At 56.6% G+C, this 12,749-nt stretch carries 12 protein-coding genes; 6 read left to right on the plus strand and 6 right to left on the minus strand.

Annotation, left to right across the window (positions count from 1 at the left end):
* Window positions 1–63 precede the first annotated feature (63 nt).
* Together J3P77_RS05160 and J3P77_RS05165 are read right to left on the minus strand one after the other, a co-directional pair.
* Complete coding sequence (locus J3P77_RS05160; protein WP_434680072.1) at window positions 64–3,183, minus strand: transglycosylase domain-containing protein; 3,120 nt, start codon at window positions 3,181–3,183, stop codon at window positions 64–66.
* Window positions 3,184–3,302: 119 nt separating this feature from the next.
* Window positions 3,303–4,016 carry a hypothetical protein gene (locus J3P77_RS05165; RefSeq protein WP_434680073.1) on the minus strand — a complete coding sequence of 238 codons (714 nt, stop codon included), beginning with the start codon at window positions 4,014–4,016 and terminating at the stop codon, window positions 3,303–3,305.
* A gap of 208 nt (window positions 4,017–4,224) precedes the next feature.
* Between J3P77_RS05165 and J3P77_RS05170 the strand changes: the two genes are divergently transcribed.
* Complete coding sequence (locus J3P77_RS05170) at window positions 4,225–4,425, plus strand: hypothetical protein (RefSeq protein WP_434680075.1); 201 nt, start codon at window positions 4,225–4,227, stop codon at window positions 4,423–4,425.
* A gap of 12 nt (window positions 4,426–4,437) precedes the next feature.
* On the plus strand, window positions 4,438–5,211 hold the full coding sequence (locus J3P77_RS05175; protein ID WP_434680076.1) for a hypothetical protein: 774 nt from the start codon (window positions 4,438–4,440) through the stop codon (window positions 5,209–5,211).
* 112 nt (window positions 5,212–5,323) lie between these two features.
* On the opposite strand, the gene J3P77_RS05180 is transcribed toward J3P77_RS05175, so the two are convergent.
* Window positions 5,324–5,992 carry a hypothetical protein gene (locus J3P77_RS05180; RefSeq protein ID WP_434680078.1) on the minus strand — a complete coding sequence of 223 codons (669 nt, stop codon included), beginning with the start codon at window positions 5,990–5,992 and terminating at the stop codon, window positions 5,324–5,326.
* 620 nt (window positions 5,993–6,612) lie between these two features.
* On the opposite strand from J3P77_RS05180, the gene J3P77_RS05185 reads away from it, so the two are divergent.
* Window positions 6,613–7,515: a hypothetical protein gene (locus J3P77_RS05185; protein ID WP_434680081.1), complete on the plus strand. Its 903-nt coding sequence runs from the start codon at window positions 6,613–6,615 to the stop codon at window positions 7,513–7,515.
* A 51-nt stretch (window positions 7,516–7,566) separates the two neighbouring features.
* On the opposite strand, the gene J3P77_RS05190 is transcribed toward J3P77_RS05185, so the two are convergent.
* Complete coding sequence (locus tag J3P77_RS05190; protein WP_434680083.1) at window positions 7,567–8,247, minus strand: hypothetical protein; 681 nt, start codon at window positions 8,245–8,247, stop codon at window positions 7,567–7,569.
* Window positions 8,248–8,363: 116 nt separating this feature from the next.
* Complete coding sequence (locus tag J3P77_RS05195) at window positions 8,364–9,494, minus strand: OpgC domain-containing protein (RefSeq protein ID WP_434680084.1); 1,131 nt, start codon at window positions 9,492–9,494, stop codon at window positions 8,364–8,366.
* A gap of 261 nt (window positions 9,495–9,755) precedes the next feature.
* On the opposite strand from J3P77_RS05195, the gene J3P77_RS05200 reads away from it, so the two are divergent.
* The 3 genes from J3P77_RS05200 (at window position 9,756) to J3P77_RS05210 (ending at window position 11,671) form a co-directional block, all read left to right on the plus strand.
* The gene (locus J3P77_RS05200; protein ID WP_434680087.1) at window positions 9,756–10,037 is read left to right on the plus strand and encodes a type B 50S ribosomal protein L31; all 282 of its coding nucleotides are present in this window, start codon (window positions 9,756–9,758) and stop codon (window positions 10,035–10,037) included.
* Between the two features lie 135 nt (window positions 10,038–10,172).
* Window positions 10,173–11,264 carry a D-alanine--D-alanine ligase gene (gene ddlA, locus J3P77_RS05205; protein WP_434680089.1) on the plus strand — a complete coding sequence of 364 codons (1,092 nt, stop codon included), beginning with the start codon at window positions 10,173–10,175 and terminating at the stop codon, window positions 11,262–11,264.
* Window positions 11,261–11,671, plus strand: a complete 411-nt coding sequence (locus tag J3P77_RS05210; RefSeq protein ID WP_434680091.1) for an NUDIX hydrolase — start codon at window positions 11,261–11,263, stop codon at window positions 11,669–11,671. The genes ddlA and J3P77_RS05210 overlap by 4 nt, the downstream gene beginning before the upstream one ends.
* Window positions 11,672–11,745: 74 nt before the next feature.
* Here the strand turns inward: J3P77_RS05210 and metR are convergent, their stop codons facing one another.
* Window positions 11,746–12,663, minus strand: a complete 918-nt coding sequence (gene metR / locus J3P77_RS05215; RefSeq protein ID WP_434680092.1) for a transcriptional regulator MetR — start codon at window positions 12,661–12,663, stop codon at window positions 11,746–11,748.
* Window positions 12,664–12,749 lie beyond the last annotated feature (86 nt).

The following is a 12,749-nucleotide window of genomic DNA, read 5'->3' on the forward strand; positions in this document are numbered from 1 at the left end:
ACCAGCTTGCAAGAGTTAAAGACGAACGGTTCTCATCGGCGCAGTCAGCGCCCGACCATGCATTCAGATACCGGTGACGGTCCGCAGCCCATCTGGGCTGCACATAGCGCGTCCGCCGTTTTCCAGGTATGGCGTGATGATCGGGGCCATGCCTTTGAGCACCTGCACCGGTAACGCCGATGTGAACCGAAACCCTTCGGCGGCTCGGCCTGGAACGAAGGCGGTCAGCGTGCCGAAGTGATGGTCGCCGATGTAGAACACGAAGGTTGCCGTCCGGTTGATCGCCCTTGAGCTGATGATCCGACCGCCCGCGCCAACGCTTTCGATGCGGTTGTCACCTGTACCGGTTTTGCCGCCCATGGTCAGCACGTTGCCGTCCTGCAACTTGAATACGCCCTGGACGCGCTTGGCTGTGCCGCCTTCAACCACTTGCGACAAGGCTTCACGCAGCGCCGCGGCAACTTCCGAGGGCAACACCCGCTTGCCCAGGTCCGGGTTGGTTGTCAGCACGGTTTCGTAAGGTGTGCCGGCGGCGAAATGCAGCGTGTCGATACGGACGGCCGGCAACCGGACGCCGTCGTTCTGAATGATGCCGATCAGTTCAGCCAGCGCCGCCGGGCGATCCCCCGAGCTGCCGATGGCAGTCGCCAGCGACGGCACCAGGTGGTCGAACGGGTAGCCGACCCGTTGCCAGCGCTGCTCGATGTCCAGGAAGGCTTCCACTTCCATCATGGTACGAATGCGGCTGTCGCGAGCGCCCTTGTGGCGGCTTTTGAACAGCCAGCTGTAAACTTCCTGGCGCTCATGGCGGCTGGCGGTGACGGCATCCTTGAACTGCGCGTCGGGGTGCTGCAGCAGAAAGCCGACCAGCCATAGATCCAGTGGATGCACGCGTGCGACATAACCCTGATCAGGAAGGTCATAGGCGCCAGGACCGTAGCTTTGGTAAAGCTCGGCCAGGCGCTTGTCTGTCAGCTTCGGCAGCGCTTTGTTCTCGGCCATGTGCGTGCGGACGAACGCATTGAACTGCGCCTGCTGCGCGTCCGGCATCAGGTAGCGATGAACTGCCGCCAGCCGCGTCGCAGTGGGATTGATGCCATCGAGAAAGGTTTCAAGCCGCTCCTCCGTCGTTTTGTTCTTGTAGCGTTTCCAGAAGCGCAGAAGGAACACGCGGCCTTCACGGTCGGCGAACTCGCTAAGGTATTCCTGACGGCGCGGGTTGCTGTCGTCCTTGAGCAACGCTGCGCTATTGCTGGGAGCCTGATAAGTGCTGTAGCGCACCAAATCGCGCATCAGCCGGATGAACGGCAGGTTGATTGACTCGCGCAGGGATTCACGCAGGGTCGGGATGCGTTCGTTGTCTTCGCGACGGAAATTATTGAACCGGTGCAGGCCGCCGCCGGTGAAAAAGCTTTCGCCGGGGCTGGCTGAGTACTTTCGATCCAGGGCAGCCGACAGCATCTTCGTCAAATCGCGATCTTTGTTTTGCAGCAGATAATCCACGGCCCAGCGAGTCAGACGGTCCGGATCCTCGACCGGAGTTTTCCTCAGCTGAGCGTTGCTCAGCGCTGCATAACGCTCGTGCAGCTCGGCGATGATTTCCAGATAGGTTGTCAGCACGCGCAGCTTGGCGGTCGAGCCCAGTTCGAGTTTGCTGCCTTCGTTGATGTCGAATGGCTGGTCGGTGCTGTCCGTCTGCACGCGCACACGGGAACCATCCGCGCCACGCTCGAACAGCGTGAAGCTGTAGCGCACCTGAGCAGTACTGGCCGGCGTCAACAGCCGCTCACCCAGAAGGCCGATCTGCTCGGCGAACTCCGGCTTTGCCAGGTCGCGTAAATACTGACTGACGCTGTTTTGCAACTCGCCATGCAAGGTGCTGGTGGCCGACAGGTCGAGCCGGTCGAGATCGTAGAGTGGACGGTTCAGCAGAGCGGACAGGCGGCTGCGCGCCACGCTGATGCCCTTGGTGGTTTCGATCGGTTGCAGAGTCGGCTGTTGCACCCAGTCGCGGTAGGTCAGGGGGGCACCGAGCGCGGCGTCGGCCAGCGGTTGGTCGATGATACTGGCCTGAGCCAACAGCCGAATATGACTGTCGGTGAGGTCTGCCAGCTCCAGTCGGCCCTTGGACAGGTAATGCGACGGACGCCGTTGGGCGATCACCAGCGACAGCACTTCCCGCAGGGCCAGCCCCTTGGCGGCCAGTTCCCTGGGGGTGGTGGGCTCAGACGCCAGGATCTCGTTGGTCCGGGCGAAATCGGCGCCAAACCAGACTCGAAGCCCTTCGGCCAGCCCATGCACCTCGCCATGGCCCGGCACGGCGGACAGCGGCACGCTATTGAGATAATCGCGCACAACCTGCTGACGCACCTCCAGGGTTTCCGTCCCCGGCTGATAAGCCCGCACGCTGGCGGAGATCATCTGCCGCAGCTTCTCGGAGCCCGACTGCGTCATGCCGTCGGGAGAGTGCCGATACTTTTCCAGTTGGGTCGCCAGGGTGCTGCCACCTGCCGACTGACCGGGCAGGGCGAGCAACTTCGCCACCTGCGACAGCGCTGCCTTGGCAAAGCGCGGCCAGTCCACTGCCGGGTTGGCCAGTGGCTGATCAGGGTTCAGCAGGTCGCGGTTTTCAATGAACAACAGGCTGTGCACCACCACGGGCGGAACTGCCGCGAAGTCAGGGTAAAACTGTTGCGGGTAGCGGAACTCATACAATGGCGCGCCCCGGCAATCGGTGAGCGATAAACCTGCCTGGGTTTTTTCCTGATAAGGCACGAAGAAACCGCGCTGGCTATAGCGCATCAGCTCAGGAGAAAAGTGGGCCTGGCGACTGATCAGGTAGTCGCGCTTCAGCAGGCGCGGCAGAAACTCATCCAGCGAGGAATAGCCCAGGCGCTTGTCGAACGGACCGTCACCAGGATAGACCACCGCATCGCTCGGCCCCGGTTGCACCGAATAAGTCAGGCTCGCGGCAAACCTGCTGAGTTCCCTCGCTTGCAGCCAGGAACTGCGACTTTCAACCGCTACCGCGACGCCCAGCGCAACGCCACCAACTGCCACCACAACCCAGAACACCCGCCACCCATGACGCCGGCGACGGGAGCCTCGCGGCGCGTGCGGGTCGTCCGGATGTTCAGCGGAGATCGCATCTTGCTCGATATCGGAATGCCGTAATACGCCCATAGTCGATTGGCCCGGTCACCCTGTTAAACGCACCTGACACAAGCTTAGACGGTCGTTGCGATTGCAGAGAAAATTGTGCGGACTGGCTGCGGGCCTTTGCACAGGCCCGCAACCATGAATCAGGCATGCACGTCGACGATCGAATCCGGCTTCTTCTCTTCGATCTTCTCGGCATTGCGCTCCAGCTGATAGTTGAGTGTCTCTATGAAGCCCCCAATGGTGTTACGAGCGAACAACTGGCCGTAGTCGATGATCTTGCTGAAGTTTTCCAGATTGATCTTGTAGCGGTCCGGAAACCGCCCTCGGTCATGATCCACCTGCTGCATCAGCAGACGCGCATGATCTACCAGGGTGTCGCGAAACCCCGCGCGGTTGTTCAACTGCTCGGTCAGAAAAGCTACCTCTACTGGCGTCAGTACACCGTCTGGATCGGTGATCTTGACCTGCTGATCGAAGCCCAGGGTAAAACCGAAGTACTTCTTTGCCAATTCGGGGTCCGTGTAGGAAAGCTGGCTTTTGAGGCCGTAGTAGGAGTCGAACATTTTGCGTAGGCCTTCAGCAGCCTTCTCTTGGAGTTTGTTGAGATATTCGTCTCGAATTTCCCTGATTTGCTCTTCCGATAACCTTCTATAGAACGAATGGATTTCTCCAGTGGCCGTCTTGGCAAGCCAAGGGGTTTCTACGCGGCTGTAGAACTCGGCATTGGGGTCGCGTTGTTTTGGCGTGTCCGTTTTTTCCACCGGCTTGATAGGCGCTTCTTCAGACTCGACGATTTCGGGCTTTTTCGCGAGCGAGAGTTGCCAGGCGGGAATCTGCGTTGTGCCAATTTTCATTGGGTGTTCCTCTTTCAGTGAATACCGTAAACGCTAACGGCTGACATGGGAAAAACATTGCCTGAAAAGTGTGTAGGAATTTTCTGCTTTGGCTTTGATGTGTAGGATGTTTCTGTAAATATGATCTGCCTGTTGACGAGATTTTTAAACTTCTATTAGTTCCTCTCAAAGGCTGCAAGGGAGCAGCCTTAAAACGAAAGGGATTGATATGAAAAAATCTAAAAAATGGTTGTCCGCACAGTCGGTGGTTTTGGCCCTAAGTATGACAGGGCTGGGGTGGGCTCAAGATGTCAGTCAGACCACTGCTGGAGAAGAAAAAAGCAATCTTGTAAATGAGAATCGGCAAGAGTCAGCGCCGAATTATTCTCAAAGACCGGAATCCACGGTTCTGTTGGAAGAGTTTAGTTAACAAGGCCAAGCAGTGCATCAGCCTGAGGATGTAGTTCAACAGCAAAGCGATTTGCTTGCTAAGCCAGCTGATGTAGAAGAGGCCGCGCAGCCGCTGTTTACGGTCATTGAGGATGGGGTCCATCTCATAAAGAATGTCGTTAACGTGAAGTATCCGGTTCATTATTACGGCTTCGTAGTGCAGAGAGGGCAGGATGTTCTTATTGGCTTGCCCAATGGCGAGCCAGAAGCTGAGGCCTGGAAGGTGGAATACACTGTGAGTGGGGAGTGGGCGCCGCTTAATTTTCGGAATAAAGTGCTCAAGGATCTACAGGTGGGGGATAACGTAATTATTCGAGTTTCCCCAAGGCCTAATACGCTAGCTAACGAAATTCCATATACTGTCAGTTTTGGCTCCTATCCTGTAATGAAGAAATACGATCTGCTGGATGAGCCTGGGGTGCTGCGAATTCCATCCGGCTATACGGTGCCCGATTGGCTTGCCACACAGATCTATAAGGAGGCTGTCTTGAATGTGGAGTTCTCGGACACTAAAGGTGCTCCACTGAAAGGTGGGATAGCGGTGTTTGAGCTTAGCTTTGGCAAAAACGAAAAGTCAGAGACTCGAGTGCTAATAAGCGGCGCTGACGGTACTGCTTCAGAGCGTATCCATTTGGGAGCATGTTACGGTGGTTACGAAGCTAAAGAGTTCACAGATAAGAACAGAGGTTTCAATACGTGGAAAAGCTGGTATAGAGTGGGCGGATACCATGTGAGGAATATTCTGCTGGAGACCGCCCCCCCCTAATCCACATCGATTTTATCTCGGCCATATCTGCACGCAGAGGGTGCAGAAAACCGTGGCTCCGCGCGGCTAAAACCAAGGCTGCCAGGCAAGCGTATGCTGTCTGGCAGCCTCGTTACACCTCGGTAGCAATATATGTAGAGTCTGTACGGCTCGCGTAGCTGCTCACCTGCTGTACCCATTCCCCTTGCATGCCGTCAACGCCGTTAGTCAACACTTTGTGGTAATCGACGATCTCGTGAAAATTATGCAGCCCTATATCGCGGGTAGGACCGAACGTCTCATGATCATGTTGGGCAAGAATCATTACATTCTTTGCATGTGCCTGAATTCTTTCCTTCAGATCCTCGAACCCGTTCAGCAACTCGGTCACGGTAGAGCGTTCCGCTTCTGTCAATGTATTCGAATAATTGATTATCTTCAGGTTTGCATCGGGGCCGAGGGTAAAGCCAAACCCTTTTTTCGCAAGGTCCGGGTAGGTGCTTTCCAGGTGGTTTTGAAAACGATGGTAGGTGATTTGCACCAGTGCCAGTTCGATGTGATCCATTGACTTCTTTCGATCGATGTATTCTTCCAGACTCGCCACATCTTCGTAGCCCGGATCCGCTAGCCATGGTTCCTTCTGGTAGGTGTAAAAACTTTCGATCGGGGATAGGGAGGATCGTACCTGCTGCTGCGGCTCCAGGGCCGATCCCGATGCCGAGTCCGACTCGCGTAGCGGCAAGCGCGGATCAGGGATCCCCGGGATGCTGTTTGGCAGGCATGAAACATTCGAAATTTGCATGAAACGCCCTCTCTGATTGGTCCACTCCCTACCCGTAACGGCCGATGCCCCTAAACCTTGGCCTGATAACTGTGTGGGAAACTTCTGAGAAGGCGTTTCAGTGAGAAGGGGTTCTCAAGTCGGGACTGGTTGGGCGCTCTTTCCCGGCCTTTATTGCGCACGGTCAGTTGTGCCAAAGGGACGTATTACCCCGGTCGAAGTCTTTGGCAGCCATGGTGATTCCACCCGGCTGTAAAACTCGGCGTTTGGGTCGCGTTGCATTGCAACCGGAGGCTGTTCCGGAGGCAGCCCGTCGGCTTGGGGCTTAGCGGGCGAAAGATTCTTCAAGATTCCATACTGCCATTGGCCTGGTTGCGAAATTTCAATGTTCATTGGTCCATCCTCATCGGTGTTATGACATGAGGTTTAGCGGCAGGTAGACTTAGATCTTGTCCTGATAAACTTGTAGGAGTTTTTAGATTTTTGGATGAGTACTTTTTTTGTAGGATATTTCCGAAAGTTCATTCGCGGCGGCTGCTTTGGTGTTGGGTGGGGTTGACACCTGTTGAACAATTCGTTTACGTCCGTTTAACAGCCATCAGGCTGTTGCCAAAAAATAACATCAATAGGGACGTTGCGATATGGATACCAAGAAAAAGACTCGGATGTTGATGTGTGGGCTGCTTGTGGCTGTTGCAGGTTATTCATATGCCGAAACCCAGAGCGTAGCAGGGCTTCAAACTGCTTCGGTTCCGGCAATACAAGAATCTTATTCCACCGGGGAAACCGCAACCATTCTGCCTGATCGACTTAATCATATTATTCGCCGCCTAGAGGGCATGTCAGCGGTTCACCTGTATAGTTTTACCTCGATCAGAGGGCAAAACGTGTTGGTTGCGACCCCCCTTGCTCAGGGGCTCAATAGCGTTTGGAAAGTTGAGTATCGGCAGGATGGAGGGGAGTGGCGATTGAAAGCAAATCAGGGCGCCGAAGTATTCACCTCCTTGCAACCAGGGGCAAAGCTGGACATTCGTGTCTCCCGAGTGGCTGACAACGATCTTAGCAATACCGACTATCATATCGTGTTCGGATCAGCTCCCCGCATGAACTACGATTTACATCATGAGGATGGCCTCTTAAGGGTACCATATGGTCGGACCGAGCCTCCCATGCTGGCGACACAGGCGTTCAAGCAGTCGCTGCTTGAGGTCGAATTCACAGACAGCAAGGCTTATCCGTTGGAAGGGGGCGTTGCGTACTTTGAGCTCCGCCTTCAAGACCCTGAACGAAGTATCACTAAAACGCTGGTTTCAGATGCGTCAGGAAAAGCTCAGGAACTGCTGCAATTTGGTACATGTGAAGGAGGAAAAGCTGCCGAATATTTTGTCCATCGCCACAACGGGAGAAACACGTGGGCCACGCGCTACAAAGTTGGTAAGTATTTCGCTGCTAACCAGTTATTGGAACATTTGGCCGACAAACCGCATGTTTATGACTTCGGGCATATCTGTAAACGCACGTTGGTGAATTGGTCCAGGAACTGACGGTATGCGGCGTCCTGACAAGGTTTCGGTCAGGACGCCGTTCGGGCCACTTTATGCGTGCACATTGATCAGCGGCTTTTCCCGCAACTGGCCCTTCTCATGCATTTGGCTCATCCAGCTGTCGTTCAGTTCATGTTGATTTCTGCATGACATGACCGTCCCGTATTCAATCGTATTCGCAAAGTTCATCAGGTTCAAAACGTAGCGGTTGCCAAAGGATTCGATGTCATGGTCGACAAGCGTCATGATCTTCCGGGCATGGGATTGCACGGTATCCCGGAATCCCGGGAGTTTATTTAGCGAATCGGTTAGCCAGTCCAGTTGCTCCTCGCTGAAAACCCTGTCAGGGTCGAGGATCTTGATTTGGGCGTTGTCATCCAGGGTGTAGCTTATATTTTTATCGGCCAGATCAGGTCTTCTATCAATGAGGGTGTTTCTGAACTTGTCAAAGTTACCTTGCTGAATTTCTATATCTAATATAGACATTGTCTTCAAATGGTCCAGATACTCCGACTTCGTCATAGGTCGGGTCTTGTCCTCGTTACCCTCGGTATACTGGACCACCCCCTTTTTCCAAGGCTCTTCCTCACGCATATAAAACGCCTGCGCCCGTGCCTCCTTGTCGCTGAGAGGCGCTGCGACTTCGGCAGTGACCAGCTTGGGATTGGCAGGCTTTGCCGGCTGAATCGCTGGCGGTGTGGTTGACCCCGGTATAACACTACTAACGTTCATAAGCACTCCTTCTCAGAATAAATCTCTTCCCCTTCGCTAACGGCCACGTCCTGTAAAACTTGGCCTGATAACCCTGTGGGAAACTTCCGAGAAGGAGTTTTAATGCGACGCTGTTCTCACGTTGCCACGGCCTGAATCGGTTTACCCAGTGTCTTGTTCAGCTCAAGTCCGTTGGCCATCAATACCATCAGGCCCAGCCCTGCGAGGGCGGTGGTGACTTGCATCGGCCAGGTGTCGCCGGCCAGTGCGTTGGCCATGTCTGCCAACGGCGCGAGCAGCACGCCTAGGCAGAAGATCTCCAGTGAGTAACGTCCCATGCGGCAGGTTTGTCGGGCTGGCCAGTTATCAAGCCAACCATGATGTGACGGCAGCAGCCGGAAGGCCACGTAAACCAGCGCCAGAAAGTGCAGCAGGCGCGCCGGAGCGAGGTCGGTCTTGCTGATCGGATAAAGCAATTCCAGATGCAGCATGGACACCAGCGCCGCGTGCGCGCCCGGCCATTTTTCGCCGAAGGTGAGCAGTCCGGCGACCAGCAGGTACAAAGCCGCAGCCATGAACAGCGGCTGCTGGCGCAACGGTGGGGAGGGAGTCGCGACGGCTGTCTCGGCGCGCAATGCACAGGCGCCACCCAGTACGAAAAGCAATTGCCATGCAACCGGGTTGAAGTACCAGACGCCGCCCCCTTCGTAGGCACGCAGATTCCAGCCACACAGCGGCACCATCATATAAAGCGCGACCGACAAAGCGACTGCCACCTCCAGCCGGCGCAGCATCAGCGGCAGGATCAGCGGCAAGGCCAGCAGCAGGACAATGTAGAGCGGCAGCGGATCGGTAAGGTTGGGTTTGAAGCGCAGCAGCAGTTCATCGGCGAGCGCCTGCTGCGGGTTGCCAACGAAGTATTCAAGCCCCATCTGCTGGATCATGTCCCGCGTCTCGACGTGGTTGTTGGCTACGAAAACGATGCCCATCAGCAAGGTCAGCAGGAAGATGTGGACTACGTACAGCACCCAGGTTCGGCGCAGGATGCGTACGTTGGCCACCAGCAGGCCGTCGCGTCGGGCGATGCGGCCATAAGCGAGAATCGCCGCGTAACCGGCCAGAAACACGAAGATCTCTGCCGCGTCACTGAAGCCGAAATTGCGCACGGTCAGTTGTGCCAAAGGGTTGTCCGGTACGTGATCCCAGAAAATGAAGATCAGCGCCAGGCCTCTGAAGAAGTCGATACGGTGATCGCGTCCGTTTGTCATAACGGTGAGCTCTTGAAGGGCGTAAGTGAAAGAGATTGCTCGAAGCCAAACAAGGTTCCGGGCCGCTAGCCGGTGTCTTGCGGCGGGGCGGCAGGGTGGCGTTTCTGAACGATAAAAGCAAAGCGCGGCTATTACAGAATGTCTCTGGCCCGGGTATCCCGGATCAGGCTCAGGCATGGCGACCATCGCTGGTGTCGATGCCAGCGCATTGAAAGTTATGTTATGGTGTAACACTTATTCACGCAGTCATCTGGAGGCATCATGAAACCTGGTATCCATCCGGCTTACCGTACCGTCCTTTTTCACGACACCGCTGCCGATGTGTATTTCCTGATCGGCTCCACTGTCGACACCGATCGGACTCAACAGCATACCGATGGTCAGACCTACCCCTACGTTGCTCTGGACGTGTCCAGCGCTTCGCACCCGATGTACACCGGGCAGCAACGCAAGACTACGTCGGAAGGCCGGATCGCAGGCTTCAACAAACGCTTTGCGACGTTTGGCTCGGGTAGCAAGAAAGACAGCTCCACCGCGCAGTGAGTGCAGCAAACGCCCCGGTCGAATTCCTTTGGCTGGGGTTTTTTATTGTCATCACGGCCCTGCGACCACTCGCGCACTGGACTAACCTCGGCAATTGCTTTTATCTTCGCGGCCTGAAAAACAGGAGTACCCGCTTTGAAAAAATCAGTCGCCATCGTGTTCGGTGGGCAATCCAGCGAACATGAGGTTTCGTTGCAGTCGGCGCGCAACGTCATCAATGCCATCGACCGCGAAAGTTACGAGCTGACGCTTATCGGCATCGACAAGCTGGGCCGCTGGCTGCGGTTCGAAGAAAGCGATTACCTGCTCAACGCGGGCGACCCTGCAAAAATCAGCTTGAGCACCAGCGGCAAACCGCTCGCTTTGCTACCGGGCAGCGCCGAGGCTCAGTTCGTCGAGATCGAGTCAGGCAACCGGCTGGGCCGCATCGATGTGGTGTTCCCGCTGATTCACGGTGCTTACGGTGAAGACGGTTCGCTGCAAGGGTTGTTGCGTTTGCTGGCTATTCCTTTTGTCGGGCCGGACGTGCTTGCCTCGGCCGCCTGCATGGACAAGGACGTGACCAAACGTCTGCTGCGCGACGCTGGAATCGCCGTGGCACCTTTCGTTGTTCTGACTCGAGGTCAGACTGCCGCTTTTGGCGACCTGGCCATGCAGTTGGGGCTGCCGATGTTCGTGAAGCCTGCCAGCCAGGGTTCTTCTGTCGGCGTGAGCAAGGTCAGTGATGAGGCCGGTCTGATTGCGGCACTCGCACTCGCGTTCGAGTACGACCATAAAGTGCTGGTCGAGCAGGGCATCGTCGGCCGCGAAGTTGAATGCGCGGTGCTGGGCAATCGCGAACCGCGCGTGAGTGTGTGCGGCGAAGTGGTTGCCAATGACGAGTTCTATGCCTACGACACCAAATACCTGAACGACGGTCAGGCGCGTATCGCCATTCCCGCCGAGCTGGATTCCGATCTGAGCCAGCAGGTGCGTGACGTAGCGCTCAAGGCCTACAAGGTGCTCGGTTGCGCGGGTCTGTCGCGGGTCGACTTCTTTGTCACCGAGGCGCGCGACATCATCATCAATGAGATCAACACCATTCCAGGCTTTACCTCCATCAGCATGTACCCCAAGCTGTGGCAGGCCAGCGGGTTGTCCTATCCGGACCTCATTGATCGCCTGATCAACCTGGCGCTGGAGCGCGCGGACGAGTCGCGCCTGTTGAAGACGGAGATCTTTGCATGAATGTGATCCACATTGCCGCTGCACTTCTGATCGGCCCTGACAGCCGCACCCTGCTGGTTCGCAAGCGCGGCACCGAAGCGTTCATGCAACCGGGCGGCAAGATCGAGCCCGGTGAGCCGGCAGAGCAGGCGCTCGTCCGGGAACTGAAAGAAGAGCTGGGCCTGGATGTCGAGCCGGCGCTGCTTGCCTTCCTTGGCGAGTTCACGGCGCCTGCGGTTCACGAGCCTGAATTCGAAGTGATCTGTCAGCTGTTTCAGGTTCACAGCAGCGAGACCGTCGTGCCCGCGGCGGAAATCGAGGAGGTGATCTGGATCGGCGCCGACACTCATCCGGATCTGCCGCTCGCCCCGCTGACCCGCGACGTGATTCTGCCTCTGTATCGCCAGCGACTGGCCGAAACGATCTGACGCGGCAACGCGTTTTTGAGGCGGGAGCGGACCGGGCGGCGGTCCGCTCCCGCTGGTTCAGACAAAGCGCGCTCTCAACGCACCGCGCTTACGCCGTCCAGCGTTGAGAACGAGGTGTCTTTTGCGGTGAGCAGAAAGTCGCGCATGTAGGGCGCGTCGAGCATGTCAGCGCGAATCGCGGCATAGAGCGTCGCAAACAGGCCTTTCTCCCCCAGCCGTTTGCCCTTCACATAGCCCCGTGAACTGTATTCATGTAGCGCCCAATGCGGCATGCCGCATACGCCGCGCCCGCTTGCCACCAGCTGCATCATCATTACCGTCAGTTCGGACGTACGCACCTGCGCAGGCTCGATGTCGGCCGGTTCCAGGAACCGGGTGAAGATATCCAGTCGGTCGCGCTCCACCGGGTACGTGATCAAGGTTTCAGTCAGCAGGTCTTCCGGAACGATATAAGGTTTGCTGGCCAGCGAGTGCTGGTTGGCGACGGCAAGCATCGCTTCATAGGTGAACAGCGGCACATAAGTAAGGCCGGGCAGCTCCAGCGGGTCAGACGTCACTACCAGGTCCAGGTCACCGCGCGCCAGCGCAGGCAGCGGAGCGAAAGAAAAGCCTGAGGACAAGTCCAGCTCGACTTCCGGCCAGGCGTCACGAAACTGGTCGATGGTCGGCATCAACCATTGAAAACAACTGTGGCATTCGATCGCCATGTGCAGGCGCCCGGCGGTGCCGCCAGCCAGGCGGGCAATGTCACGTTCGGCGCCGCGCAGTTGCGGCAGCATCGAGTCTGCCAGTTGCAGCAGGCGCAAGCCGGCGCTGGTGAAACGCACAGGTTTGGTCTTGCGTACGAACAACGCCATGCCCAGCCGTTCTTCGAGTTCCTTGAACTGATGCGACAGGGCGGACTGCGTCAGATGCAGCCGTTCCGCGGCTTCCACAAGGCTGTCCGCTTCACGCAGCGCGTGCAGGGTTTTAAGGTGGCGTATTTCCAGCACCGTGGGCTCCATGAAATAAATTTGTGACCAACACGAAAACAATGAGTTTGTCTCACGTTCTCGTTACTGTCGACAATGGCGGCATC

Origin of the sequence: Pseudomonas sp. R1-18, from assembly GCF_051132095.1 — a bacterium.
GTDB lineage: Bacteria > Pseudomonadota > Gammaproteobacteria > Pseudomonadales > Pseudomonadaceae > Aquipseudomonas.